Annotated in this window: 22 protein-coding genes; 13 read left to right on the top strand and 9 right to left on the bottom strand. The window is 62.5% G+C overall.

Annotation, left to right across the window (positions count from 1 at the left end; all coding sequences use genetic code 11):
* Positions 1 to 89: 89 nt before the first annotated feature.
* Positions 90 to 452, bottom strand: coding sequence for an aspartate 1-decarboxylase (panD, locus tag FHS78_RS06185; protein ID WP_167091893.1), 363 nt, complete (start codon positions 450 to 452; stop codon positions 90 to 92).
* Between the two features lie 106 nt (positions 453 to 558).
* Complete coding sequence (locus tag FHS78_RS06180; RefSeq protein WP_167091890.1) at positions 559 to 1,437, bottom strand: DUF4238 domain-containing protein; 879 nt, start codon at positions 1,435 to 1,437, stop codon at positions 559 to 561.
* 391 nt (positions 1,438 to 1,828) lie between these two features.
* On the opposite strand from FHS78_RS06180, the gene FHS78_RS06175 reads away from it, so the two are divergent.
* The gene (locus FHS78_RS06175) at positions 1,829 to 2,080 is read left to right on the top strand and encodes a hypothetical protein (RefSeq protein ID WP_167091782.1); all 252 of its coding nucleotides are present in this window, start codon (positions 1,829 to 1,831) and stop codon (positions 2,078 to 2,080) included.
* Between the two features lie 425 nt (positions 2,081 to 2,505).
* Positions 2,506 to 2,865 (top strand): hypothetical protein, encoded by a 360-nt coding sequence (locus FHS78_RS06170; RefSeq protein ID WP_167091887.1) that lies wholly within the window; start codon positions 2,506 to 2,508, stop codon positions 2,863 to 2,865.
* Positions 2,866 to 3,074: 209 nt separating this feature from the next.
* Here the strand turns inward: FHS78_RS06170 and rpoD are convergent, their stop codons facing one another.
* From rpoD to FHS78_RS06155, 3 genes are all read right to left on the bottom strand, one after another.
* Complete coding sequence (gene rpoD, locus FHS78_RS06165; RefSeq protein ID WP_167091884.1) at positions 3,075 to 5,066, bottom strand: RNA polymerase sigma factor RpoD; 1,992 nt, start codon at positions 5,064 to 5,066, stop codon at positions 3,075 to 3,077.
* A 237-nt stretch (positions 5,067 to 5,303) separates the two neighbouring features.
* Complete coding sequence (dnaG, locus tag FHS78_RS06160) at positions 5,304 to 7,247, bottom strand: DNA primase (RefSeq protein ID WP_167091881.1); 1,944 nt, start codon at positions 7,245 to 7,247, stop codon at positions 5,304 to 5,306.
* Positions 7,248 to 7,345: 98 nt separating this feature from the next.
* Positions 7,346 to 7,810: a GatB/YqeY domain-containing protein gene (locus FHS78_RS06155; RefSeq protein ID WP_167091879.1), complete on the bottom strand. Its 465-nt coding sequence runs from the start codon at positions 7,808 to 7,810 to the stop codon at positions 7,346 to 7,348.
* A 465-nt stretch (positions 7,811 to 8,275) separates the two neighbouring features.
* Here FHS78_RS06155 and carA point away from each other — a divergent pair, with 465 nt between their 5' ends.
* From carA to greA, 4 genes are all read left to right on the top strand, one after another.
* Entirely contained in the window at positions 8,276 to 9,436 is a 1,161-nt protein-coding gene (gene carA, locus FHS78_RS06150; protein WP_167091876.1) for a glutamine-hydrolyzing carbamoyl-phosphate synthase small subunit, read from the top strand.
* A gap of 49 nt (positions 9,437 to 9,485) precedes the next feature.
* Complete coding sequence (locus tag FHS78_RS06145) at positions 9,486 to 10,262, top strand: hypothetical protein (RefSeq protein ID WP_167091873.1); 777 nt, start codon at positions 9,486 to 9,488, stop codon at positions 10,260 to 10,262.
* On the top strand, positions 10,262 to 13,525 hold the full coding sequence (gene carB / locus FHS78_RS06140) for a carbamoyl-phosphate synthase large subunit (RefSeq protein WP_167091870.1): 3,264 nt from the start codon (positions 10,262 to 10,264) through the stop codon (positions 13,523 to 13,525). Before FHS78_RS06145 ends, carB begins: the two co-directional genes overlap by 1 nt.
* Before the next feature lie 223 nt (positions 13,526 to 13,748).
* Positions 13,749 to 14,231, top strand: coding sequence for a transcription elongation factor GreA (gene greA, locus FHS78_RS06135; RefSeq protein WP_167091852.1), 483 nt, complete (start codon positions 13,749 to 13,751; stop codon positions 14,229 to 14,231).
* Positions 14,232 to 14,451: 220 nt separating this feature from the next.
* Here the strand turns inward: greA and FHS78_RS06130 are convergent, their stop codons facing one another.
* Positions 14,452 to 14,940, bottom strand: a complete 489-nt coding sequence (locus FHS78_RS06130; RefSeq protein ID WP_167091849.1) for an Lrp/AsnC family transcriptional regulator — start codon at positions 14,938 to 14,940, stop codon at positions 14,452 to 14,454.
* A gap of 184 nt (positions 14,941 to 15,124) precedes the next feature.
* Here FHS78_RS06130 and FHS78_RS06125 point away from each other — a divergent pair, with 184 nt between their 5' ends.
* From FHS78_RS06125 to FHS78_RS06115, 3 genes are all read left to right on the top strand, one after another.
* Positions 15,125 to 16,105, top strand: coding sequence for a mitochondrial fission ELM1 family protein (locus tag FHS78_RS06125; protein WP_167091846.1), 981 nt, complete (start codon positions 15,125 to 15,127; stop codon positions 16,103 to 16,105).
* A gap of 135 nt (positions 16,106 to 16,240) precedes the next feature.
* Positions 16,241 to 16,894 (top strand): 2OG-Fe(II) oxygenase, encoded by a 654-nt coding sequence (locus FHS78_RS06120; RefSeq protein ID WP_167091843.1) that lies wholly within the window; start codon positions 16,241 to 16,243, stop codon positions 16,892 to 16,894.
* Positions 16,895 to 16,980: 86 nt separating this feature from the next.
* Positions 16,981 to 18,978, top strand: coding sequence for a hypothetical protein (locus FHS78_RS06115; RefSeq protein ID WP_167091840.1), 1,998 nt, complete (start codon positions 16,981 to 16,983; stop codon positions 18,976 to 18,978).
* Positions 18,979 to 19,176: 198 nt separating this feature from the next.
* Here the strand turns inward: FHS78_RS06115 and FHS78_RS06110 are convergent, their stop codons facing one another.
* Positions 19,177 to 19,383, bottom strand: coding sequence for a cold-shock protein (locus tag FHS78_RS06110; RefSeq protein WP_167091837.1), 207 nt, complete (start codon positions 19,381 to 19,383; stop codon positions 19,177 to 19,179).
* A 403-nt stretch (positions 19,384 to 19,786) separates the two neighbouring features.
* Here FHS78_RS06110 and FHS78_RS06105 point away from each other — a divergent pair, with 403 nt between their 5' ends.
* Both FHS78_RS06105 and trxB read left to right on the top strand, forming a co-directional pair.
* Positions 19,787 to 20,392 (top strand): peroxiredoxin, encoded by a 606-nt coding sequence (locus FHS78_RS06105; RefSeq protein ID WP_167091834.1) that lies wholly within the window; start codon positions 19,787 to 19,789, stop codon positions 20,390 to 20,392.
* Positions 20,393 to 20,559: 167 nt separating this feature from the next.
* A complete protein-coding gene (gene trxB / locus FHS78_RS06100; protein ID WP_167091831.1) occupies positions 20,560 to 21,543 on the top strand; it encodes a thioredoxin-disulfide reductase in 984 nt (327 codons plus the stop codon).
* 5 nt (positions 21,544 to 21,548) lie between these two features.
* Here trxB and FHS78_RS06095 read toward each other — a convergent pair whose 3' ends face one another.
* Positions 21,549 to 22,217, bottom strand: coding sequence for an HAD family hydrolase (locus FHS78_RS06095; protein WP_246220372.1), 669 nt, complete (start codon positions 22,215 to 22,217; stop codon positions 21,549 to 21,551).
* 36 nt (positions 22,218 to 22,253) lie between these two features.
* A complete protein-coding gene (locus tag FHS78_RS06090) occupies positions 22,254 to 22,757 on the bottom strand; it encodes a DUF4188 domain-containing protein (RefSeq protein WP_167091828.1) in 504 nt (167 codons plus the stop codon).
* Positions 22,758 to 22,905: 148 nt separating this feature from the next.
* Between FHS78_RS06090 and FHS78_RS06085 the strand changes: the two genes are divergently transcribed.
* Both FHS78_RS06085 and FHS78_RS06080 read left to right on the top strand, forming a co-directional pair.
* Positions 22,906 to 23,364: a thiol-disulfide oxidoreductase DCC family protein gene (locus FHS78_RS06085; protein ID WP_167091825.1), complete on the top strand. Its 459-nt coding sequence runs from the start codon at positions 22,906 to 22,908 to the stop codon at positions 23,362 to 23,364.
* Complete coding sequence (locus tag FHS78_RS06080) at positions 23,361 to 25,004, top strand: saccharopine dehydrogenase family protein (RefSeq protein ID WP_167091821.1); 1,644 nt, start codon at positions 23,361 to 23,363, stop codon at positions 25,002 to 25,004. Before FHS78_RS06085 ends, FHS78_RS06080 begins: the two co-directional genes overlap by 4 nt.
* Positions 25,005 to 25,062: the final 58 nt, after the last annotated feature.

Here is a 25,062-nt window from a genome sequence, read left to right as displayed (position 1 = left end):
TATCGAAAGGCCAAGCGAGTGGCGCTCCACCCCCTCCCAACCCTCCCCCGTCAAGGGAGAGGACCCTGCGGGCTTCGGCAATCCGGTCTTCAGGCCTCGGCCATCTCCAGAATGCGGTTGCCCTCGCCGAGCTGGATCACGGTCGGCTCCCACGCCCGCGCTTCCTCATCCGACATCTGCGCATAGGACACGATAATCACCAGGTCGCCCGCATCGGCCTTGTGCGCGGCGGCGCCGTTGAGGCCGATCATGCCGGACCCGGCGGGCGCCTCGATCGCATAGGTGGTCAGCCGCTCGCCATTGGTGATGTTCAGCACATCCACCTGCTCGTTCGGCAGGATACCGCTGGCGGTCAGCAGATCCTTGTCGATGGAAATGGAGCCGACATAGTGCAGGTCGCACTGCGTAACCGTGGCGCGATGCAGCTTCGCCTTGAGCATGGTGAGGATCATGGGGGCCTACTCCCTCCCGATGGACCGATGGCGGCGGGTTTTAGCGGATGGGGGGAGGCGTGTCTATGAGGTTGTGAAGTGGAGTTGGACCGGTCCGACCCAGCATCTACATAGCCGCGCGCTTCGATTGACGTACGTCCATACGGACAAGAGATTCAATTAGCTCTTTGGATCGTCCGGCGACAAGATCGCTCTGCCTATAAACTGCAGAATTTATGTACCTGACCGAATCCGAATTGATCTCCACGACTACCTCTTTTCCCGCCTCAAATGCGGGGGATACAGCCACATCTGCGCTGATTGGGAACCATACCTCTGTAGATGGATCAAGCAAGCTAGACCGACCAGCATAATTCAACTTAACAATCGGATTGCTGCCGATTACGTAGCTCTTATTTGCCCGCACAATCACCGCGACCCCAAGCCCTTTCCTTTGAAGCGCACTCACAACCTTCGGCATTGGCTGTCTTATGGTTGAAACTTTCACATTCTGACGGAGACGAGCCCTCTTTTCAGGTGAGTCTATGTCTCGTCGTACCGCCTCTGATAGGGGCCCTTCGTTCGCTTCAAAATCGGCAATGAATTCGTCAAGAGTTTCATCAAATGCCTCCTGAGTTATGTGCTTATCCAGAATTTGGGGCAGCCTCTTCAGTTGAAGAGCAGTGAAGGCATCCCACTCCTCCTTCTCTTGAGGCGTCAAACACGGCTTGCTTCCGCGCCGCACATTCTCGACAATCTTTTGGACAATCCGGTCCACCCTCCCTTCAAATGTCGACAGATCCGTCTCTAACTGTGCATTACGAGAACCGTCCTCTTCAATCTCACTATAGAGGTGATTTTTTACAAACAAGTTCAAAGGAGAAGCCTCACCAACCCCTCCTTCAACATTATTTTTATTGAAAAAGTATAGATTTTCTTCTGAATTAACGAATCCCTTTAGGATCAACCTTGGAACAAAATGATGTCGCCTGGGAGGTTTCGCCATATCACAAGCCTAGTTGACGCTTTTCCTCGAGAAATTCATTAAGAACTTCCAACTCTACAACAATCTGACACTCCTGAACTCCGCCCCTTGAATCCCTCCTTCGGCACCCCATATACACACTGTTGAACACGCCGCGCGGTGCCTTCGGGGGCCTTGGCGCGGTGGTCTCATCCCGGGAGCGGTGACCACGGATGTACTGGCACCGCCGACGGGGTGAGTGGGAAGGCCGGGTTTTCCCGGCCTTTTTTCGTTTGGGACGCCCCCGCAGCAGCGACGCGGGCCTATGGGCGTCGACTTCCCGGCGCGGCACCCCACTCTCCCGCCCCGCCCGATACCCGACATGCCTGCCCGCATCACGCCCGCTCGCACCACGCCTGAAGGAGGTTCCCCCATGGCAAAAATCGACGCGAAGACCGGTTTTTTCAAACAGACCTCGCCCGCCGGCCGCGCCAGCAAGGCCGACCAGATCACAGAGACGGTGCGCGGCATCCGCGCCGACGAGGCCAAGGCCCGCACTGAAAAGACCGAACGCCTGAGAGCGCTGCGCCTGGAAAAGGAAGCCGCCGAGGCCGCAGCCAAGGAAGCGGCGCCGGAAAAGCCGAAACGCAAAAGCGCGGCGAAAAAGGACGAGGCCGAGGCGTAAGGGCTTCGCCCCGCGCGATGAAAGGAAAGGCCGGGTTTTGCCCGGCCTTTTTGTTTTTGAGGTGACCTCCTGCGTCACGCCCCGCTTCAGGCGGGTATCCACGCCCTCTTTCCGGAAAAGACGTGGATGGCCCGGACAAGCCGGGCCATGACGATACAGGGATGCGGGATGCCGCCCCTGGGTCCCGGCATAAAGCCGGGATGACAGTCCGGGGTTGGGGGTAGCGCGGGGGCTCCCGACCTTGCGGGGCCCTCGCCGCAGCCGCCAATGGGTCCCGCCTGCGCAGCCATAGCCCGCTTCGGCGCGGCGAAGGCCCGGTTTTCGTCGGGATGACGCCTGAAGAAAGCGCGCGCCCCCAAACGGCTTAACCGCTGTTTCACGCCAACGGCGTTACCATTCCCCTCTCACCAATCCCGGAGGGTGGCGTGAACACATTCAGACTGACGGCGGCCATGGCCGTCGCGGCCATTCTGGCCGTTCCGCTGGTCTCCTTCTTTTCCGCCATGTTGATCGTTCCGCTGCTCGCCTGTTTCGCCTGCGCGGCGGTAACGAATTTCGGGCCGTTCGTCCTCGCCGTCCTAGCGGGCCTGCGCCTTTTCGGTCGTAGCCCGCGACTCGACTGGTTTTTCGAGGCCTGGACGATCTGCACGATCCTCTGGATCGGCGCAGCCTATGGGCTCGCCCATTGGGGCGATGCGGGATCGTCGATGGGTGCGAAGAACATTCCCTATCTCAAGGTGCTGTTCGCGCCTTACCTGCTGATGGCCGGCGTACCCGTGGAATAGCCGGACGTCCCACCTGCCGATACGCAAAACAAAAGCCCGGATCTTTCGATCCGGGCTTTGTTCGTTTCCACATAATCGTCATTGCGAGCCCCGCAAGGGGCGAAGCAATCCGGAACGGCCTCGAAGCTGGATTGCTTCGTCGCGTTCCGCTCCTCGCAATGACGGCGAGAAGCGAGTGGGTCCCGGGAATAAATCCCGGGACGACAGCATCAGTTGTCGAGGAACGAGCGGAGCTTACGGCTGCGGCTCGGATGCTTCAGCTTGCGGAGCGCCTTCGCCTCGATCTGGCGGATACGTTCGCGCGTCACACTGAACTGCTGGCCGACCTCTTCCAGCGTGTGGTCGGTGTTCATGCCGATGCCGAAGCGCATGCGCAGCACGCGCTCCTCGCGCGGGGTGAGCGAGGCGAGCACGCGGGTCGTCGTCTCGCGCAGGTTGGACTGGATCGCCGCGTCGATGGGGAGCACGGCGTTCTTGTCTTCGATGAAGTCGCCCAGATGGCTGTCTTCCTCGTCGCCGATGGGCGTTTCGAGGGAGATCGGCTCCTTGGCGATCTTCAGCACCTTGCGGACCTTTTCCAGCGGCATGCCGAGCTTTTCGGCGAGCTCTTCCGGCGTCGGCTCGCGGCCGATCTCGTGCAGCATCTGACGCGAGGTGCGCACCAGCTTGTTGATCGTCTCTATCATGTGCACCGGAATACGGATGGTGCGCGCCTGGTCGGCGATCGAGCGCGTAATCGCCTGGCGGATCCACCATGTCGCATAGGTAGAGAACTTGTAGCCGCGGCGATATTCGAACTTATCCACCGCCTTCATCAGGCCGATATTGCCTTCCTGAATGAGGTCGAGGAACTGGAGCCCGCGGTTCGTGTATTTCTTCGCGATGGAGATGACGAGACGGAGATTGGCTTCCACCATCTCCTTCTTGGCGATGCGCGCCTCGCGCTCGCCCTTCTGCACCATGGCGACGATGCGGCGATATTCCTGAATGTCGAGGCCGGTCTCGGAGGCGAGCGTCTGGATTTCCTCGCGCAGCTCCTTGATCTGGTCGCGGTCGTCCTTGGTGAAGCTCGTCCAGCCCTTGCCCTTCAGCCGGCTGACGCGGCGGATCCAGTTCGGGTCGAGCTCATTGCCGAAATACTGCTTGAGGAATTCGTCGCGCGGAATGCCGTGGCTTTCGGCGGTACGCAGCAGACGGCCCTCAAGCCCCATCAGGCGCTTGTTGATCGAGTAAAGCTGCTCGACCAGGCTTTCGATACGGTTGTTGTTGAGCGAGAGGCTCTTCACCTCATCGATCACGTCTTCCGTCAGCTTCTGATAGCGCTTCTCCTGCTGGGAAGAGAGCTCCTCGCCCTTGAGCTGGAACTCGACCTTCTGGTCCTGCAGCTTGCGCAGCTTTTTGTAATCGGCGGCGATCTTGTCGAAGGTTTCGAGAACCTGCGGCTTCAGCTCCGCCTCCATGGCGGCGAGAGACATGTTGCTCTCCGCGTCCTCGTCGTCGACCTCTTCTTCCTCCGGCTCTTCGCGCGGCGGGGCTTCGCCCGCGAGCGCGGCCTGGGAATGGTCTACCTTCTTGGCGTCGGGCCCGGCATAGGTCGCGTCGAGGTCGATGATGTCGCGAAGGAGAATCTTGCCTTCGTTCAGCTCGTCGCGCCAGATGATGATGGCCTGGAAGGTGAGCGGGCTTTCACAGAGGCCCGCGATCATGGTTTCGCGGCCGGCCTCGATGCGCTTGGCGATGGCGATTTCGCCTTCGCGCGACAGCAGCTCCACCGAACCCATTTCGCGCAGATACATGCGCACCGGATCGTCGGTACGGTCGAGAGAGGAAGATGTCGTGGTGGTCGTGGTGACGGCGCGGCTGGTGGAGGCGGCGGCGCTGTCTTCCGCCTCGTCGTCGTCCTCATCGTCGTCATTGGCGGCGGCGCGGGCCTTGTCGCCCTCTTCCGCATTGTCGTCATTCTCGTCGTTCTCGACGACGGTAATGCCCATCTCGGAGAGCATGGCGAGCGTGTCTTCGATCTGCTCGGAGGAAAACTCTTCCGAGGGAAGAACCGTGTTCAACTCGTCATAGGTCACGAACCCGCGGGACTTGGCGGCCTTGATCATCTTCTTGACCGCCGCATCGGACATATCCAGCAGCGGGCTGTCCTGATTTTCCGCCGCTTCCGGTGCTTCCTGTTCCGCCGATTTGCTTGCCATTCAATCGCTCTCCACTGACCCGATCATGCGCCGCCTGCCCGCGCGCATCTCACGCCTGTTCATTTCGTTCGACCCGCTCGCCAATCAAGACGGGTGAAAAGGATTATGCCCGCCCGCGGCCCGCAAGGGCGCCGGACGGCCAGTCGTCAAACTCGTCTCTCTCGATGTCCCTGTCCGGCATCCCCCGGGCCCTTCCGGCCCTTGCCTTTCAGAGCGTTCCCCTTAATCCGTTCTGCCTCAATCCGTACCGTTCGTCCCGTCCAGACCGTCCGTGAGGTCGGACCGTTCAAGCTGCAGATGTATCTCCCTGAGCCTTGCCCAGTTGGCCTCCGTCATCTCTTCGGCCAGAGCGCGCTCGGCGGCTTTCAGTTCCGCTTCCAGATTCACGGCCCGCTCATGGCGCCGGATGAGGTGCACAAACCCTCTTTCGGCCTCGTCCGTCCCGGCCTCCGGGCCTGCAAACCGCGCGCCAATATGCACGGCGCGGGCCTGAAGACGGCGGAACATGTCACCCAAGTTCCTGTCTTCTAAGTGGTTTTTCAGCCCATCCCTTTCAAGAGGCGCATGAAGGGCGGCTATATCTATGATTTCATTGCGTAATCTGTCAAGTTCGGCGCTTGCCAGCGGCAGGCCGGAGAAAGTCTCGCAATATTCCTCCAGCAGGTCCGGGTGGTTGGCCATGGTCCAGACCAGCAGGACCTCGCGCCCCTCGCCGTTTCCGGTGCCTTTTCCAAGCGCCGATTGCTTCAATTGAGGCGATGCGGGCGGAATGAAATTGTCCCGCCGGAAGACGCCGCCCCCGAAACCGCCCGAGCGCCCGCCCCGATAGGGCGCCTGATTGCGGTTCCTGTATCCGCCGCCCCCATAACCGCCCTGGCGCGCCCCGCCCCGACGCTCCTGAACGCCGAACAGCTTGTTGAGCCGGGCGCGCAGGTCCTGCCCGTAATAGGAACGGACCTTGGGATCGGAAATGGCGTTCACCGCCGCCTCGATATCGGCTTCGAGCTTGGCGCGGCGCTCCGGCGTCGTCCATTCGCCCGCGCTGACTTCCTTTTCCCACAGCATGTCGGCAAGCGGCTTCGCATCGTCGAGCACCTTCTGCATGGCCTCCGGCCCCTCCTCGCGCACGAGGTCGTCGGGGTCCTTGCCCTCGGGCAGCAGTGCAAAGCGCAGCGAATGGCCCGGCTTCAGCAGCGGCAGCGAGCGCTCCACCGCCTTGTAGGCGGCGCGGAGCCCGGCCTTGTCGCCGTCGAAACAAAGGATCGGTTCCGGCGCGAGCCGCCACAAAAGCGCGATCTGGTCTTCGGTGAGCGCGGTGCCGAGCGGCGCGACCGCATAGTCGAAGCCGCCCTGGGCCAGCCCGATCACATCCATGTAGCCCTCGACGGCGAGCACCGTGGCCTTGTCGTAGGCGGGCTTGCGGGCCCTGTCGAGATTGTAGAGGACATGCCCCTTGTGAAAGAGCGGCGTCTCCGGCGAGTTGAGATATTTCGCCTTGGCGTCCGGCGACAGCGCGCGGCCGCCGAAAGCGATCACTCGGCCCCGCCCGTCGGCAATCGGAAACATGACGCGATTGCGGAAGCGGTCGTAAGGCTCCTTGATGTCCTCGCCGCCGATGACGAGGCCCGCCTCGATCATCTGGCCGATCTCAACGCCCTTGCCCTTGAGATAATTCATGAGCTGGTGGCGGTCGCCGCGATCGTCGCCCGGCGCATAGCCCATGCCGAAGCGCTCGATGATCTCGTCCTTCATGCCGCGGCGCTTGAGATAGGCCATCGCCTCCGCGCCCGCGCCCTCTTTCAGCTTGCGGCGGAAGAAGGTCTGCGCCATCTCCATCACTTCGATGAGGGAGGCGGATTTCCGTTCGCGTTCGGCGGCGCGGGGGTCCTGCTTGGGGACTTCCATCCCCGCTTCGCCCGCCAGCCGCTCCACCGCCTCCATGAAGGAGAGGTTCTCGGTCTTTTCGAGGAACTTGATGACGTCGCCATGCTCGCCGCTCGAGAAGCAGTGATAGAACTGCTTGTCGTCGTTCACCGTGAAGCTCGGCGACTTCTCATTGGTGAAGGGCGAGAGCCCGACGAATTCCCGGCCCCGGCGGGTGAGCTTCACCTTGCGGCCCACGACCTCGGAGACGCGGATACGCGCCTTCAACTCGTCGAGGAAATGCTTCGGGAAGGACATGGCTGTCGTGCAATCGGCTCAGTTTCAGGGACCGGGTCTCAAACCCGGCTGAGCCCTCTATTGTGCCACCGCGCGGGGCAGCCCGCCATAGGCAGGACTTACCCCAGCCGGGCCTTCACCAGGGGGCCGGCCTTGGAGAAATCCATCTGCCCGGCATAGCGGCTTTTCAACTCGCCCATGACGCGGCCCATATCCTTGAGGCCGTCGGCGCCAAGTTCGGACACCACGCTGTCCACGGCGGACTGGATTTCCGTGTCGTCCATCTGTTTGGGCAGGAATTCCTCGATGACGGCGATTTCGTCGCGCTCCTGCCCGGCCAGCTCCATGCGGCCGGCCTGCTCATAGGTTTCGGCGGATTCGCGGCGCTGTTTGATCATCTTGGAGAGCACTTCCATGATCTCCGCCTCGCCCACGCCGCCGTCGCGCCCGTCGGTGCGGCCCGCAATATCCCGGTCCTTGATGGCGGCCACGATGAGACGCAGCGTGCCCGTGCGCGTCTTGTCCTGGCTCTTGGTCGCCTCGTTCAGACCCTGCTTGATGCGTTCGCGCAAGGATTGGCCCATGACCCGTCTCCGAATGCCTTTGAATGAGATAATACGCCCTAGCGACGATGTGCCCGGGGGGCCCCTGGCCACGCCCCGGAATGGCGGCACACGCTAAAGCAAAGGCGCGACAACCGCAAACGGATTACGGCCGCGGCGCGAAAGAGCTAACTAGCTGAATTTGCTCGGGAAAAATAAACGAAAGCCAGCTTGACGCTTTTCGAGGCTTCGCTTAGTGTCCGCGCGATTTGACGGAATCTCCGCGAGTCTGCCGCCCGGCGCGCCGCCAGCGTGACGGATCACGACAGACGCCCGGCCTTTGCAGAGTTCCTCTCCCGGGAGACCAGCCATGTTGGTGTCGACGACAGCCGCCACGGAACGGCGCTCGCCTTATGCGAGCCGGAGTTCCGGGGAGGAGTCTCCACGCGCATGTGCGATGATCTCCCGGCTCCACGACCGCCCGATGAGCCAACGGAAGTGACACGCATGACCGCCAGCGAAACGCCCACCGCCCTTCTCGTCCTGAAAGACGGCACCGTCCTCAAAGGCCGAGGTATTGGCGCTATCGGCGAAGCGGTCGGCGAGGTCTGCTTCAACACAGCGATGACGGGCTATCAGGAAATCCTGACCGACCCCTCTTATGTGGGGCAGATCATCACCTTCACCTTCCCGCATATCGGCAATGTGGGCGCGAATGACGAGGACATCGAAACCTCCAACCTCGCCGCCTCTTCCGGCGTGCGCGGCGCCGTCATCCGCGCCGACATCACGAACCCGTCGAACTACCGCGCGGCGCAGCATCTCGACCAATGGCTGAAGGCGCGCGGGATCGTGGGGCTTTCCGGCGTCGATACGCGCGCGCTGACGCGGCGCATCCGCGAAAAGGGCTTCATCGACGGCGTCATCGCGCATGACCCGGGCGGCAATTTCGACATCCAGGCGCTTCAGGCGAAAGCCAATGAATGGCCGGGCCTTGTCGGCATGGACCTCGCAAAGGAAGTCACCTGCGGCCAGCGCTACGACTGGGACCAGGATCTGTGGAAATGGGACGAAGGCTTCAGCGAGCGGCCCGACGCGCCCCACCATGTCGTCGCCATCGATTTCGGCGCCAAGCGCAACATCCTGCGCTGCCTGGTGAATGCCGGCTGCCGCGTGACGGTGGTCCCCGCCTCGACCAAGGCGGAAGACGTGCTGGCGATGAACCCGGACGGGGTGTTCCTGTCGAACGGCCCGGGCGACCCGGCCGCGACCGGCGAATATGCCGTGCCGGAAATCAAAAAGCTCGTGGACAGCGGCAAGCCCCTTTTCGGCATCTGCCTCGGCCACCAGATGCTCGGCCTCGCGCTCGGCGCGAAAACCGTGAAGATGCATCAGGGCCATCACGGCGCGAACCACCCGGTGAAGGACTTCACCACCGACAAGGTGGAAATCACCTCCATGAACCACGGCTTCGCGGTGGACGCGGCAACGCTCCCGCAAGGCGTGGAAGAAACGCACAAGAGCCTTTTCGACGGCACGAATTGCGGACTGCGCCTTTCCGGCAAGCCCGTCTTCTCCGTCCAGTACCACCCCGAGGCCTCCCCCGGCCCGATGGACAGTCACTACCTCTTCGAACGCTTCGTGAAGCTCATCGAGGAGGCGAAGTAAGGTCCCATGCAAAAAAAAGCGCTCAACTCACACGCTTGAAGATCTCCATATGCCCAGGAACAAAATAGACTTCAACGAAGCTAGAGACCTAGTATTACTAGTTCTCTATGAAGTTTTCAGTTCAGAAAATGGTAGATTCAAAGAAGATATTGATATTGTTCGTCGAATAAAAAAACACAACTGGAACACTATCGATATAACAATACGGGATCTAATTAAAGAAGAGTTGATTGAAGAAGGCAAAATTGACTCTTCATTTCGAAGATTAACGGGCAGCGTTTCGCGCGTTCTTGGCGTGGATGCAACCGTAAGCGGATACGCAATCACAAAAGCGGGAATTGACGAAGTCCAGAAATGGACAGACGAGCGCTTCGACACCAGAGCCAAAGAGGTTTCCAGATCCACAAAAACCCAGGACGGCATCGACAAATTGCCTGCCGGTTCCCAAGCCTCTGAACAAGCGGCATCTACAGCTAACTCAATAGACAGCTCAGAAAGCGATAAGAGCATCCCCGCATCTAATCGCTATGTCTCTCACTCTGACAATGAACCAGAAATTGCGAAACTACGAAGTTCAGTCAGCGATCTGATCGAAACCACGAAAGAAAATCGTGACAACGACTTTGACGACAAAGAAGGTCGCTTGGGCGAGCTTCTAGCCTTAGAGCTACAACTCTCACAGCCGCAGATAAGCGTTCCCCTCATCGAAATCATACTAAATGACACCGTTAAATACCTCGCGAACAAATTCGCCGACAACGCTGTTGGCATAGCGGCCAATATCGTTCTCCACCTTGCAGCCAGTCTCTTCGGAATTACTCTCTAATGCCCAAACGTACCGACATCAAAAGCATCATGATCATCGGCGCCGGTCCGATCATCATCGGACAGGCCTGCGAATTCGACTATTCGGGCACGCAAGCCTGCAAGGCGCTGCGCGAAGAGGGCTACCGGATCATTCTGGTGAACTCCAACCCCGCCACCATCATGACGGACCCGGAGCTTGCCGACGCGACCTATGTCGAGCCCATCACGCCCGACGTCGTGGCCAAGATCATCGAGAAGGAAAAGCCGGACGCGCTGCTGCCGACCATGGGCGGCCAGACCGCGCTCAACACCGCGCTGGCGCTCGCCGATATGGGCGTGCTGGAAAAGCACGGCGTGGAAATGATCGGCGCCAACCGCGAAGCCATCGAAAAGGCGGAAGACCGCCAGCTCTTCCGCGAGGCGATGGACAAGATCGGGCTCGAAAGCCCCCGCTCCCTCGTCGCCCACACCATGGAAGACGCGCAGAAGGCGCTGGAATTCGTCGGCCTGCCCGCCATCATCCGCCCCTCCTTCACCATGGGCGGCACCGGCGGCGGCATCGCCTATAACAAGGAAGAATTCAACGACATCGTCGAGGGCGGCCTCGATGCGAGCCCGGTGACGGAAGTCCTCATCGAAGAATCCGTGCTCGGATGGAAAGAATACGAGATGGAAGTGGTTCGCGACCGCGCGGACAATTGCATCATCATCTGTTCCATCGAAAACATCGACCCGATGGGCGTCCATACGGGCGACTCGATCACCGTCGCGCCGGCGCTGACGCTGACCGACAAGGAATACCAGATCATGCGCAATGCGAGCCTGGCCGTGCTGCGCGAGATCGGCGTGGAAACCGGCGGCTCCAATGTGCAGTTCGCGGTGAACCCTGAAAACGGCCGCATGGTCGTCATCGAAATGAACCCGCGCGTGTCGCGCTCCTCCGCGCTCGCGTCCAAGGCCACGGGCTTCCCGATTGCGAAAGTCGCCGCGCGGCTGGCCGTCGGCTACACGCTGGACGAGCTGCAGAACGACATCACCGAAGTGACGCCCGCCAGCTTCGAGCCCACCATCGACTATGTGGTGACGAAGATCCCGCGCTTCGCCTTCGAGAAATTCGCCGGCGCCAAGAAGGAACTCGGCACCTCGATGAAATCGGTCGGCGAGGCGATGGCCATTGGCCGCACCTTCCCCGAAAGCCTGCAAAAGGCGCTGCGCTCGCTCGAAACCGGGCTCACCGGCGTCAATGAAGTCAGCGTGCCCGGCATGGGCGAAGGCGACGACCGCAACGCGCTGCGCGCCGCGCTGGGCCGCCCGACGCCCGACCGCCTGCTGGTGATCGCCGAGGCGCTGCGCCATGGCCTCAGCCATGACGAAATCCGCGCCGGCTGCTCCTACGATCCCTGGTTCATCGAACAGCTCCAGCACATCGTGGATGCCGAAAAAACGCTGAAGGAAAACGGCCTGCCCGACACCGCCGCCGGAATGCGTGCGCTGAAGGCGATGGGCTTTTCCGATGCGCGCATCGGCGAACTGACCGGCCATGAGGAAGAAGCCGTGCGCAAGGCGCGCCGCGAAATGAACGTGCGCCCCGTCTTCAAGCGCGTGGACACCTGCGCGGCGGAATTCGAAAGCCGCACGCCCTATATGTATTCCACCTATGAGCACGACTTCGACGGCGCCGCCGATTGCGAAAGCGATCCGAGCGAGCGCAGGAAGGCGATCATTCTGGGCGGCGGCCCGAACCGGATCGGCCAGGGCATCGAATTCGACTATTGCTGCTGCCATGCCGCTTTCGCACTCGACGAGGCGAATATCGAAAGCATCATGGTCAACTGCAATCCGGAAACGGTGTCGACCGACTACGACACCTCCGACCGGCTCTATTTCGAGCCGCTGACGGCCGAAGACGTGCTGGAACTGATCGACGTCGAACAGTCGAAGGGCGATCTCGCCGGCGTCATCGTGCAGTTCGGCGGGCAGACGCCGCTGAAACTCGCCGACGACCTTCAGCGCGCGGGCGTGCCGATCCTCGGCACCGATCCCGACAAGATCGACCTTGCCGAAGACCGCGACCGCTTCAAGGAACTGCTCGACCAGCTCGGCCTGAAACAGCCGCCGAACGGCATTGCACGCTCCGCCGAGGAAGCGCGCAAGATCGCCGAGACGATCGGCTATCCCGTCGTCATCCGCCCCTCTTACGTGCTGGGCGGACGCGGCATGGAGATCGTGCGCGATACCGCGCATCTCGACCGCTACATCAACGAGGCGGTGATCGTGTCGGGCAAGAGCCCGGTGCTGATCGACGGCTATCTGCGCGACGCCATCGAGGTGGACGTGGATGCGATCTGCGACGGCGAAGACGTCTTCATCTCCGGCATCATGGAACATATCGAGGAAGCCGGCGTACATTCCGGCGACAGCGCCTGCTCGCTACCGCCCTACTCGCTCTCGAAAGAGATGATCGGCGAGATCGAACGCGAAACGCGCGAACTGGCGCTCGGCCTCGGCGTGGTCGGGTTGATGAACGTGCAATATGCGATCCAGGACGGCACCGTCTATGTGCTGGAAGTGAACCCGCGTGCCTCGCGCACCGTGCCGTTCGTCGCCAAGGTGATCGGCGAGCCGGTGGCCAAGATCGCCGCGCGCGTGATGGCGGGCGAAAAACTTTCCACCTTCGAGCTGAAGCCGATGGAACGCGAACATGTGGCGGTGAAGGAAGCCGTCTTCCCCTTCGCGCGCTTCCCCGGCGTGGACACGGTGCTGGGCCCGGAAATGCGCTCGACCGGCGAAGTGATGGGCCTCGACAGGGATTTCGCGGTCGCCTTCGCCAAGAGCCAGCTCGGCGGCGGCAGCAAGGTGCCGACCGAGGGCACGGTCTTCGTGTCGGTGAAGGATGTGGACAAGGATCGCGTCGTGGGACCGGCCAAGAAGCTGCTCGACATGGGCTTCAAGCTGCTCGCCACCGGCGGCACCGCGCGCTACCTGAAGGAACAGGGCCTCGAGGTCGAAACCATCAACAAGGTGCTGGAAGGCCGTCCGCATATCGTGGACGAGATCAAGAACGGCAAGGTGCAGCTCGTCTTCAACACCACCGAAGGCGCACAGGCGCTGCAGGACTCCATGTCGCTGCGCCGCGCGGCGCTGATGATGAAGGTGCCCTATTACACCACCGTGGCGGGTGCCCGCGCGGCGGTGCTGGGCATCGAGGCGATCCGCACCGACCAGCTCGAAGTCGCCTCGCTGCAAAGCTATGCGAAAGCCCGCGGCGCCGGGAAAAACTAGGCGTCCGGGCCGGGGGCATTCGGCAAGGCGATCCGGGCCGGCCCGGATCGCCCCTGTAAATCGCATTTGACCTTTGCCCCTCCAATCCAGCACTATGAGCGGACGTATCCCGCCAGGAACGGGCCCCTCAAGGGCTCCGGCGGGCTTTTTATATGGCTGAGGCCGTTTACCGAGCCATCCGGGCTCCGGCGCCTCGCGTAACCAAAAGAGAACGTCTGTCGAGATGGAAAAGGTTCCGATGACTTCCGCGGGCTACAAGGCCCTGGAAGACGAGATCAAGTTTCTGAAGTCCGTAGAGCGCCCCCGTATCATCAAGGCGATCTCGGAAGCGCGCGCCCATGGCGACCTGTCGGAAAACGCCGAATACCACGCGGCGAAGGAGCAGCAGGGCCTGAACGAGAGCCGCGTCGCGGAGCTTGAAGACAAGATTTCGCGCGCCGACGTGATCGACGTGTCCAAACTGTCGGGCGACACGGTGAAATTCGGCGCGACCGTCACGCTGGCCGACGAGGATACGGACGAGGAAGTCCATTACCAGATCGTCGGCGAGATCGAAGCGGATGTGAAAAAGGGCAAGGTGTCCATCACCTCCCCCATCGCGCGCGCGCTGATCGGCAAGACCGAAGGCGACAGCGTGGAAGTGAACACGCCCGGCGGCGGCAAGTCCTATGAAATCCTGAAAGTTGAATTCAAGGAACACAAGTAAGGACAGCGGCCTTACTCCGCGTTCCCCTTCAGTGTCACCCCGGCGAAAGCCGGGGCCCACTCTCGACAGCCAATTGTCGAAGCGCCAATGGGTCCCGGCTTTCGCCGGGATGACACCGGGTTTTTGGCCGTCATTGCGAGCGTCAGCGAAGCAATCCAGATGCGGCATACTCAGCGCTGGGTTGCTTCGTCGCTTTCGCGCTTCGCAATGACGCCGCCCCCTATTCCTCTTCCATCAGCACCGGCACGGGCACGCCCGGCTCGTATTTCGACTGGCGGATGGTGAGCGAGGTGCGCACGCTCGCCACGTTCGGCGCGGGCGTGAGGTGCTCGGTGAGGAAGCTCTGGAAGGTGGAAAGATCCGGCGCGACGCACTTCAATATGAAGTCGATCTCGCCGTTCAGCATGTGGCATTCGCGCACGAGCGGCCAGGTGCGGACCAGTTCCTCGAAGGATTTGAGATCGGCCTCGGCCTGGCTGTGAAGCCCGACCATGGCAAAGACCGTGACCTCGAAGCCCAGCGCGCGGCCGTCCAGATCGGCGTGATAGCCGCGAATGAGCCCCGCCTCCTCCAGCGCGCGCACACGGCGCAGACAGGGCGGCGCGGAAATGCCGACGCGCTGCGCCAGCTCCACATTGGTGATACGCCCGTCCGCCTGCAGCTCGGTCAGGATCTTGAGGTCTGTTTCGTCGAGCTTCTGCCGCTTCATGGATTTCCTGAGCGTTTCCCGGGGAAGATTTCCGGCGTGACATATAAGGCCCGGCACCGTAACAACAGCCGGTGGCTCGATGGTGTCCGCCTCACGCAATCGGGTACAAATACAGATTCCCCACCCCGTTTTCAGCAATAAAATTACGCTGCAGCGCATTATTATGACTGAAGCCGCTCATAAAATGGCTCAAATCCGCAAGAATCTCCCGCGCGACCTCACCTGCTGGGTGCTGACCAACGGCATGGCCGGCTTCGAGGCGCAGGGAATCGGGATCGCCCATGCGCTGGGGCTGGAACCGGCGCTGAAGCGGGTAAACCCACCCGCGCCCTGGAAATGGATGGCGCCGCATGGCCCCGCCGGCCCGGCAGACGGCGTCGCCCCGCCCTGGCCGGACCTCCTCATCGCCTCCGGGCGGCAGTCCATCCCCTATGCCCGCATGATCCGCCGGCAATTGCAGGGCCGGACATTCGTCGCCGTGCTGCAGGACCCGCGCGTCTCCCCCCGCGCGTTCGATTTCGTCTGGGCGCCGCTGCATGACCGGATCGAGGGCGGAAACGTGCTGAAAACGCTGACCTCGCCGCATCGCCTGACGAAGGAAAAACTCGCCGAGGAAGCCGCGCTGATCGAGCCGCAGATCGCAAACCTTCCCCATCCGCGCATCGCGGCGCTGATCGGCGGCACCAACGCAGCCTATACGCTGACCGAGGAAACAGCGGCCCGCATCGCCGCGCAGCTCGCCGGGCTGTGCGACCATTACGGCGCCGGGTTGATGGTGACGCCCTCGCGGCGCACGGGCGAGAAGGCCGTCGCCCTGCTGCGGGAACATCTGGACGGCCGCCCTGCGACGATATGGGACGGGACCGGCCACAACCCCTATTTCGGCTATCTGGGCGCGGCCGACGCGGTCGTCGTCACCTGCGACTCGGTCAATATGGTCGGCGAGGCCTGCTTTACCGGCAAACCCGTCTATGTCATCGAGTTGGAAGCGGCCAATACCCGCAAGGCCGCCAAATTCCGCCGGTTTCTGGACGCCCTCTATGCGGGCGGCGCGGCGCGACCTTTTGCCGGCCGCCTTGAAAGCTGGGAGTACGAGCCATTAAATGCTACCGAGGAAATCGCCGCGGCGATCGCGTCGCGTCTCGAAGGGCATCTCGCGCGCTGACACGCGATCACGCCGCCTTAACGCGATTTTCCTAAGGTCTACGGATGCGGGCTTGTTCCGCGCGCGGAAAGACCGATATGGACATGACCGTCGGCCCGTGAACCACAAGGGCGGCGGCGACACGGAAATGGGACAATGGGCCTGATCGACATAGACGCGCTGCGCGCGACACCGCTGAAAACCGATCCTTACGACTATCTGGTCGTGCCGGGCTTCGTCTCCGGCGAGGCGCTGACGCAGGTCATCGCGGATTTTCCCGATATCCAGTCCACCGGCTCCATTCCGCCAAGCGAACTCGACATCCATGGCCGCTTCGACGCACTGCTGGAAGAGATGAAAGGCCCGGCCTTCCAGAAGGCCATCGAGGAGAAGTTCGACCTCGATCTCTCCTCGCGCCCGACCATGTTCACCGTGCGCGGCCATTGCGCGCGCAATAACGGCAAGATCCATACGGATACGGAATCCAAGATCATCACCGTGCTGCTCTATCTCAACGAAGAGTGGGAAGCCGGCGGCGGCCGCCTGCGCGTGCTGCGCTCGGGCACCGACCTCAACGACGCCGCCGAGGAAGTTTCGCCCAATGGCGGCACGCTGCTCGTCTTCCGCCGGTCGGACAATTCCTGGCACGGCCATGAGCCCTTCGAGGGCCAGCGCCGCGCCATCCAGATGAACTGGGTCCGCGACGAGGCCGTGGTCGAGCATGAACAGCGCCGCCACCGCTTCACCGCCTTCCTCAAGAAACTCAATCCCTTCGGCGGGACGCGCGCCGCCGCCCGCGAGGCGATGTAACGCCCCTCTACAGGCGGAGCGCAAAACGGGTTAGGCTGGGCCTTCCCCCGCCCGCGCCCATAGCTACGGAAAAGAGCAAGAGCCCGATGACGCTCCAGATCGAGACCTTCAAGAATGCCGACCTCTCGCAAGGCTGGCGGCCGGGCAACAATGCGGGCGGCGCGACGCTCTTCAAGGCGCTCGGCCATCCGCTGACCGCGCCCCGCGCCCATGCGCTGATGGACGAGCTGAAAGACGAAGGCCCCGTCGCGCTCTTCGACCCGATGGGCTATGTGAGCAATTTCCACGCCTATTACGATTTGTCGAAGCTCGATCTCGCCGGTTATTTCGTGCAGCGCATGGAAGACCTGGGCGGCACCTTTCTCGGCCATGAAGCGCAGCCCCTGAACGCACTAAAGGCGGGCGCGCCCAAAGCCGTCCTTATCCTGACCTTCGACACCGACAAGACCTTCGCCTCGATCAGGCATCTCTTCCCGGAAGATGCGCGCATCGTCTCGCTCGACGACATCCGCATCGACGAAGACATGCTGACCAACAAGAAGAACTATCTGGACCCGCTCAACTTCGCGACAAATTTCGCGCTGATGCGCGAAAAGGAAGGCAAGGCGAACGGCGCCGATCACGGCATTCACACCCGCGTTGCAACCGCCAATTACTGGGCGCTGCATGGCGCGGAGACCCCGGAACTCTGGCTTGCGCTTTTCGACGAGAAAGGCGAGCAGATTGCCGAATGGCGCGAGGGACTTCCCGGCGCCGGCGCGCCTTTCGCGATCGACAGCGGCGAAATCCGCGAGCGCTTCGGCCTTGGCGATTTCACCGGCTCGCTCTTCATCCATGCGATCCGCATCGCTGGACACGACGTGGTGAAATACGCCCTCGACATGTATGGCGAGGACGGGCTGGCGCTTTCGTGCAGCCATGACGCCAATGCCTGGCCCGCCGACTTCTATGCGGGCATGCCCGCGGGCGACGAGGATGAAGAGGTCACGCTCTTCATCCAGAACTCGCATCCCATGCCCATTCCGCCCCGCTCCGTCGGCCTCAACATCGTCGGCGCGCAGGACGTGTCATGGTTCGAGGAGGAAATCCCGCCCTTCGGCACGCGCGCCATGTCGGTCGATGCGCTGCTGCCGCAGGCGCGCTGGCCGGACCAGGTGGAAATCGCGGCGGGACGCTATTTCGTGCGGCCGCGCTACGAGGTGAAGCGCCGGAACGGCAACCGCCGCATCGCGCATGCCAATGTGGAGCGCACCGACCTCAAGCCGGATCCGCATATTCCCGATCTCGAAAAGCATATGGGCAAGGGCTACATCATGCCGCTGCCCGTGCTGCCGCTGGGCGAGTTCCGCTCCGTCATGCTGCCGACGCCCATGGCGACGGAACAGCACGAGCTGCCCATCCGCGCGGAAATGATCGACGCCAGCGGCGAAACCGTGGCGGTGAAGTTTCTCGGCCGCATCCCCCGGCGCGAAAGCGTGGAAGTGGATGTGGAAAGCTGGATCGCCGAGGAAGGCGCGAAACTCCCCTCCGGCTACGGCCATGTGGAGTTCCTCTACGACTTCCGCGAAGGCGGCGAGGCCGATGGCTGGCTGCATGCGCTGGGGCGCTTCGAGCAGAAGGCAAGCGGCCATCGCGCGGAAACGATTTTCGGCGCGCATATCTACAACACGGCGACCATCTACAAGGACGAGCCGCAGAGCTACACCAACAAGCCGCCGGGACTGACCACGCGCCTCTTCCTGCGCGTCGGCGCGCTGTCGGCGGATATGTCGGACGAGGATGGCGGGCTCGACACGATGTGCCACCTGATCTACCCGGCCTCCACGCCCTGGCACGAGAAAAGCTCGACGCTGCTCATCCTGCATGATGCGGAAGGCAAGCCCGTCGCCGAGCGCAAGGTGGAGATCGCCTGCGGCGGGTCGTTCCACTGGCGCCTGTCGGAAATGTTCACCGCCGCCGAACGCGAAAAGACCGGCGGCGCGGGCTATGTGATCGTGCGCGACACGACCTGCCGCCTCTTCGGCTTCCACGGCCTGCTGAACGGGACCAAGAGCTTCTGCCTCGATCATATGTTCGGGTTTTGAGCGCAAGCGCCGCTCGCGTCATGCCCCGCTTTAGGCGGGGCATCCACGTCTTGGCGGCTTCAGAGGAAGACGTGGATGGCCCGGACAAGCCGGGCCATGACGCCCCGAAAGATGGTTCGGAAATCCCCAGACAACAAAAACCCGGCGCGGGGAAGTCCCGGCCGGGTTTCGTGTTTCGGGGCTTGCCCGATCCCGTGCTTAGAGAAGCTCGAGATTGGCCGCCGAGGTCTTGCCGCGCTCGGTGACGAGCTCATAGGCAATCTTCTGGCCGTCGGCGAGACCGGAAAGGCCCGCGCGCTCGACAGCGGAAATGTGGACGAAAACGTCCTTGCCGCCATCGTCCGGCTGGATGAAGCCATAGCCCTTTTGGCTGTTAAACCACTTTACCGCGCCCTTGCTGGACATGGTGTCTCCTTTAGTCGTGTCTATGTAAGGCCCGGGCAACCGCGCACGGGCCATGTCAATCAATCGAATTAGTCAGGAAAGCCCGGCGCTCGATCTCGAGCGAAGAGAGCATGCCGAACCAAGCGGGATGACGCCTCATTAAATGGGGATACACTGGCAAATAGCAAGGAAATTCGTGGAATTCCGCACGGAATCGGGTCAGCATCTATGTGCTGCTCCATATCTCCCGGTCGACGGCGACAGCCGACGCACACGCCGGGAACGCCTGCGACAACTTATCCACCGCTTTCTCGCCGCGCCGCAGCATTTCACCCTTGAAAACAGCCTAGAGTAATTCTAATTAGCATTGGAAGGCCGGCCTCCCCGGCTACCAGTTTTGAAATTTGAATGAATGGAGTTGGAAATGGGCGTTCTCGTCGGAAAACAGGCACCGGACTTCACCGCCGCCGCCGTGATGGCGGATGGCGACATCGTTGAGGATTTCAACCTGAAATCCTACCTGAAGGACAGCTACGGCCTCGTCTTCTTCTACCCGCTCGACTTCACTTTCGTCTGCCCCTCCGAGATCCTCGCCTATTCGAACCGCGTGCCGCAGTTCGAGGAAAAGAACGTGAAGGTCGTCGCGGTGAGCGTGGACAGCCAGTTCTCGCATTTCGCCTGGCGCAACACGGAACCCAAGGATGGCGGCCTCGGCCCGGTGAAGTTCCCCATGGTGGCCGACATCACCAAGCAGATCGCGCGCGACTATGACGTGCTCATCGAGAACGACGGCGTGGCGCTGCGCGGCACCTTCCTCATCGACCGCGACGGCGTGGTCCGCCACCAGCTCGTGAACGACCTGCCGCTCGGCCGTAACGCCGACGAGGCGCTGCGCATGGTCGATGCGCTGCAGTTCCATGAGGAAAACGGCGAAGTCTGCCCTGCCGGCTGGCAGAAGGGCGAGGAAGGCATGGTCGCCGACCAGAAGGGCGTCGCCGAATATCTCGGCAGCCATTCCGAAAAGCTCTAAGGCTTTTTGCGAGCGAAGCGGAACCGGCGACATATCGCCGGTTTCGGCAGCCCCGCGCCGCGCCTATATTGTATTTTGCATAAACGGCGCGCGCGGGCGCTCCCCTCCCCTTCCGCCCGGCCTCCTCTTTTGGCTGGAACGGGCATAGCAGAACGAACGGAAAGACCATGTCCGATACCAAACATGCCAAGGTGCTGATCGTCGGCGGCGGGTCCGCCGGATATACGGCCGCCATCTATGCCGCGCGCGCCATGCTCGAGCCCGTTCTCATCCAGGGCATCCAGCCCGGCGGCCAGCTCACCATCACCACCGATGTGGAGAACTATCCCGGCTTCGCCGATCCCATCCAGGGCCCCTGGCTGATGGAACAGATGGAAGCCCAGGCGAAGAACATGGGCACGGAAATGATCGGCGACACGATCACCGAAGCCGATCTCTCCGCCCGTCCGTTCACGCTGAAGGGCGACAGCGGCACCACCTATACCTGCGACGCGCTCATCATCGCGACCGGCGCGCAGGCGAAATGGCTGGGCCTGCCCTCGGAAGACAAGTTCCAGGGCTTCGGCGTCTCGGCCTGCGCCACCTGCGACGGCTTTTTCTATCGCGGCAAGGAAGTGATCGTGGCCGGCGGCGGCAACACCGCCGTGGAAGAAGCGCTCTTCCTGACCAATTTCGCCAGCAAGGTGACGGTGGTTCACCGCCGCGACGAGTTTCGCGCCGAAAAGGTGATGCAGGAACGCCTCTTCAAGAACCCCAAGGTCGAAGTGGTCTGGGACAGCACGATCGAGGAAATCGTCGGCGACGAGGATCCGCTGGGCGTGACCGGCGCGAAGGTGAAGAACGTCAAGACCGGCGACGTGACGACCATTCCGGCCGACGGCGTCTTCATCGCCATCGGCCATGCGCCGGCGACCGAACTCTTCACCGGCCAGCTCGAAACCAAGGATGGCGGCTATCTGAAAACGCTGCCCGGCACACCGCGCACCAATGTGGAAGGCGTCTTCGCCGCGGGCGACGTGACGGACGATGTCTACCGCCAGGCAGTGACCGCCGCGGGCATGGGCTGCCAGGCGGCGCTCGAAGCCGAACGCTTTCTCGCGACGCAGGAAAGCGACGTCACCACGCAGATACCGGAAAGCGCGACGGCGTAACGCCTTCAGACCCCGATCAGACGAGCAAGGGCGCTCATGTCGGAGACGACATGGGCGCCTTCGCTTTCGAGCCCTGCCGCATCCGTATGCGGATCGCCCGCATAGCCGATGACGGGCATGCCCGCCGCCACGGCGGCCTGCACACCCGGCACGCTGTCCTCGATCACGAGGCAGGATGCGGGCTCGTGCCCCATCTCCCGCGCGGCATGGAGAAAGAGATCGGGCGCGGGCTTGCCACGCCCCACCATCTGCGCGCTGAACAGCGCATCCGCCATGAGCGGCAAAAGGCCGCTCGCGCCCAGCGTGAAGCGCATCTTTTCCAGCCGGCCCGACGAGGCGACGCAATAGGGAAGCTGCGCTATGCGCAAGCTCCGCACCAGGCCTTCCACGCCCGGCACCGCTTGCACCTCGCCCTGCGCAAACGCCTTGAGCGATTCCTCGCGGATCATGTCCGGCCAGTGCGCGCCGAGAGAGCGGCCCAGCGCCGCCTCCACATGCGCGACCACGGCTTCCAGGCTCCGCCCGACGAAAAGGCGGCGGCATTCCTCATAGGTCACTTCATAGCCCACATCCCCCAGCAGACGAACGAGAAGCCGGTTCGCGACCGGCTCGGTATCCACCAGCACGCCGTCGCAATCGAAAATCACCAGAGAGGGAGAGAACAGAGCAGCCATGGCAGAGTTATTGTCCGCCACGGCGGCAAGCTCAAGTCACTTTGTATGAGCGTTCATGTCGGCGCCCCGCGCCCGCATGCGCTCGCGCGCATTGGCATAGGCGCCCTTGGCCGCCACCACGGGCATCGCCCCGCCCAGCCCGAAAGGCGGCATGTTGCCGTAGATGCATTCATAATTGCGGGGATCGACCGGATAGGTCTCGTGCCAGATGCCGACCGTGCCGTCATCGCCGACATTGCGCGTGAACTCCGCCCAGGCGGAGACATGCGTGCCGCCCTTCCGGCGCGCATAGGCTTCGAGATCCTCGAAGCTGCGCCAATACTGCATCAGCCCGCCGCCGCGCCAATAGGCGAAACCGGTCGCGCCGAGAAAGCCGGTCGAGGCGTCGGCATGAAGCTCCTTCAGCATGCGCGGCATGGCGCGCGCCACGGGCAGCCATTTGCCCGGCCGAAGCAGCTTGTTCACCCGCATGCCGATCAGGAACACGACGAACGGCTCCTCGGAAACGACCGTGTAGCGGCCCGCGCGAATCTCTCCCATGGAAGCCCTCCCGTCGCAAACGATGGGGGGAGCTTAACGGGGATGGCAAAAATCATGAAATGACCGGCTGTGCGCATTGCCTAACGACGGCCCTCGCCGCACACTGCCACCATCCGTGAACGCCGTGTCCACCGTATAGAGCGTCTGCATGAAGATTGCCGGAGATACATACTCCTATCGCAAGGATACAGCCGTTCCGGAATTCGACGACACCGGACCGGTCACCGTCATGGACGGCGAATGCGTGCTCTGCTCCACAGGAGCGCGATTGATCGCACGGCTGGACAAGGCCGGCGAGTTCCGTATCTGCAGAGCCCAGACAGAACTGGGACGGGCCCTGCTCAACCACTACGGGATGAGCGCCGACGATCCGGAAAGCTGGCTCTACATCGTGGACGGCCGGGCGTTCACCTCGTTCGACGCAATGATCAGGGTGGGCGCACGGGTCGGCGGAGCGGGCTTGCTGCTGCAACCCTTGAGGCTCCTGCCGCGCCCTGTGCAGGACTGGTTCTACAGACGGCTTGCACACAATCGCTATCGGCTATTCGGCCGGACGGATATTTGCGCCCTTCCCGATCCCGGCGTGCGGGCGAGGCTGATGGAATGAAGGTTGCCGTCCTTGGCGGATACGGCGTCTTCGGAGCGCGTCTCTGCGAACTGCTCCTCAGAGACGGACATGATGTCCTGATTGTCGGGCGGCATTTTGAGTCCGCCCGCGCCCTTGCCGAACGGATCGGCGGCCGGCCCGTGGCGGTGGATATCCGTAAGGCACCGGACACGATCTTCAAAAGCAGTCCCGATGTGGTGGTCGATGCCGTTGGCCCGTTCCATGACTATGGGAGTGACCCCTATGTCATTCCCCGCCTTTGTCTGCGCCATGGCGCCGACTATCTCGACCTTTCCGACAGCGCAGACTTCACCGCCGGGCTTTCCGCTCTCGACGCGCAGGCCCGGGAGAGCGGCAGGCGGCTCTTGTCGGGCGCATCGAGCGTCCCCGGCATATCCTCCGCCGTCGCGGCGGACCTCGTCGAGGGTCTCGACGAAATCCTCCTGGTCGACAGCGCCATCATGCCGGGCAATCGCGCGCCGCGCGGCACATCGGTCATTGCGAGCATCGTCAGTCAGCTCGGGACGGCCTCCCGCGTCTGGCGCGGCGGCATCTGGCGCGCCCAGCCATGCTGGAGCGATGCGCGGCGCATTCGTCTTGCTCCGACACTGGTCCGGCGCGTGCAATTCATCGAAGTTCCCGATATCCGCCTTTTTCCGGCGTTCTTCAGAGTCAGATCGGTCATGTTCCGCGCCGGCATGGAACTCGACACCCTGAACATGGCGATGAGCGCCGTTGCCGCGCTTCGCCGATACTGGCCGTTCGAGGTCACCGCCCGTCGGGCAAACCTGTTCCGGTGGCTCGCAAACCTCTTCCTCCCCTTTGGGACGGATCGGGGCGGCATGCGGGTCGCTGTGGTGGGTTATAAGGGCAAGAGCGTTCTCAGACGCGAATGGCGGCTCGTCGCCGAAGCAGGCGACGGGCCCTATATCCCCGCAGTGACCGCCCGGGCGGCGATCCGCAAACTGGACAAGGTGCCGCCGGGCGCGCGGCCATGCCTCGCCGAAACATCGCGCCGGGAAATCGAGGAAGCCATGTCCGATCTTTCCGTCTCCACGCAAACGAATGAAACGCCGAGCCCCACGCTTTTCCAATCCGCTCTGGCCGACCGATGGGACCTTCTCCCGCCGGAAGCTCAAACCCTGCACAGCGTTCAGGACATGGAGAGTTTTTCCGGCACGGCAAAAGTCATACGCGGAAGCTCCCTCATCGCCCGGTTCGCCGCATGGTTCTTCGGATTTCCGAAAGCCGCAGATGAGGTTCCCCTCACGATTACGAAGACCCGCACCGAAAAGGGAGAGATATGGGAGCGGAATTTCGGCGGCCGCGTGTTCCGGTCCTATTGCACGCCGGCGCCTGCCCCCTATCGCTACCGGGAACGCTTCTGGCTCTTCAACTATGAGCAGGAACTGCCGGTGGAAAACGGTTCCATGCACCTGCCGGTCCGGCGCGGCTGGTTTCTCGGCATTCCCTTGCCGGGCATCCTCCTGCCGGCAAGCGAGAGCCGCGAATATGCCCGGGACGGCGTATTCCACTTCGATGTCGCGCTCGGCGCACCCCTGCGTGGCGGCCTGATCGTGCGCTACCGCGGTTGGGTGAAGCCGGATCGCGGCGGAAGCGACCCGTTCTCCTCGTCCTGACATAAAAAACGCCGCGGAGTTTCCTCCGCGGCGTTGCGCGTTCTTGCGGCGATCGAGG

This window comes from Parvibaculum indicum (genome assembly GCF_011762095.1).
Lineage (GTDB): Bacteria > Pseudomonadota > Alphaproteobacteria > Parvibaculales > Parvibaculaceae > Parvibaculum > Parvibaculum indicum.
Note: the sequence above shows the minus strand (reverse complement) of the source record. Positions and strands in the feature narration are given on the sequence as shown.

Bases quoted from the DNA above. Each gene is read 5' to 3' on its own strand.
- rpoD (WP_167091884.1), bottom strand. From the start codon at position 5,066: ATGGCAAGCAAATCGGCGGAACAGGAAGCACCGGAAGCGGCGGAAAAT.
- FHS78_RS06125 (WP_167091846.1), top strand. From the start codon at position 15,125: ATGGCTCAAATCCGCAAGAATCTCCCGCGCGACCTCACCTGCTGGGTG.
- FHS78_RS06130 (WP_167091849.1), bottom strand. From the start codon at position 14,940: ATGAAGCGGCAGAAGCTCGACGAAACAGACCTCAAGATCCTGACCGAG.
- carB (WP_167091870.1), top strand. From the start codon at position 10,262: ATGCCCAAACGTACCGACATCAAAAGCATCATGATCATCGGCGCCGGT.
- carA (WP_167091876.1), top strand. From the start codon at position 8,276: ATGACCGCCAGCGAAACGCCCACCGCCCTTCTCGTCCTGAAAGACGGC.
- FHS78_RS06095 (WP_246220372.1), bottom strand. From the start codon at position 22,217: ATGGCTGCTCTGTTCTCTCCCTCTCTGGTGATTTTCGATTGCGACGGC.
- trxB (WP_167091831.1), top strand. From the start codon at position 20,560: ATGTCCGATACCAAACATGCCAAGGTGCTGATCGTCGGCGGCGGGTCC.
- FHS78_RS06120 (WP_167091843.1), top strand. From the start codon at position 16,241: ATGGGCCTGATCGACATAGACGCGCTGCGCGCGACACCGCTGAAAACC.
- panD (WP_167091893.1), bottom strand. From the start codon at position 452: ATGATCCTCACCATGCTCAAGGCGAAGCTGCATCGCGCCACGGTTACG.
- FHS78_RS06110 (WP_167091837.1), bottom strand. From the start codon at position 19,383: ATGTCCAGCAAGGGCGCGGTAAAGTGGTTTAACAGCCAAAAGGGCTAT.
- dnaG (WP_167091881.1), bottom strand. From the start codon at position 7,247: ATGTCCTTCCCGAAGCATTTCCTCGACGAGTTGAAGGCGCGTATCCGC.
- FHS78_RS06175 (WP_167091782.1), top strand. From the start codon at position 1,829: ATGGCAAAAATCGACGCGAAGACCGGTTTTTTCAAACAGACCTCGCCC.
- FHS78_RS06090 (WP_167091828.1), bottom strand. From the start codon at position 22,757: ATGGGAGAGATTCGCGCGGGCCGCTACACGGTCGTTTCCGAGGAGCCG.
- FHS78_RS06145 (WP_167091873.1), top strand. From the start codon at position 9,486: ATGCCCAGGAACAAAATAGACTTCAACGAAGCTAGAGACCTAGTATTA.
- FHS78_RS06085 (WP_167091825.1), top strand. From the start codon at position 22,906: ATGAAGATTGCCGGAGATACATACTCCTATCGCAAGGATACAGCCGTT.
- greA (WP_167091852.1), top strand. From the start codon at position 13,749: ATGGAAAAGGTTCCGATGACTTCCGCGGGCTACAAGGCCCTGGAAGAC.
- FHS78_RS06180 (WP_167091890.1), bottom strand. From the start codon at position 1,437: ATGGCGAAACCTCCCAGGCGACATCATTTTGTTCCAAGGTTGATCCTA.
- FHS78_RS06105 (WP_167091834.1), top strand. From the start codon at position 19,787: ATGGGCGTTCTCGTCGGAAAACAGGCACCGGACTTCACCGCCGCCGCC.
- FHS78_RS06080 (WP_167091821.1), top strand. From the start codon at position 23,361: ATGAAGGTTGCCGTCCTTGGCGGATACGGCGTCTTCGGAGCGCGTCTC.
- FHS78_RS06115 (WP_167091840.1), top strand. From the start codon at position 16,981: ATGACGCTCCAGATCGAGACCTTCAAGAATGCCGACCTCTCGCAAGGC.
- FHS78_RS06155 (WP_167091879.1), bottom strand. From the start codon at position 7,810: ATGGGCCAATCCTTGCGCGAACGCATCAAGCAGGGTCTGAACGAGGCG.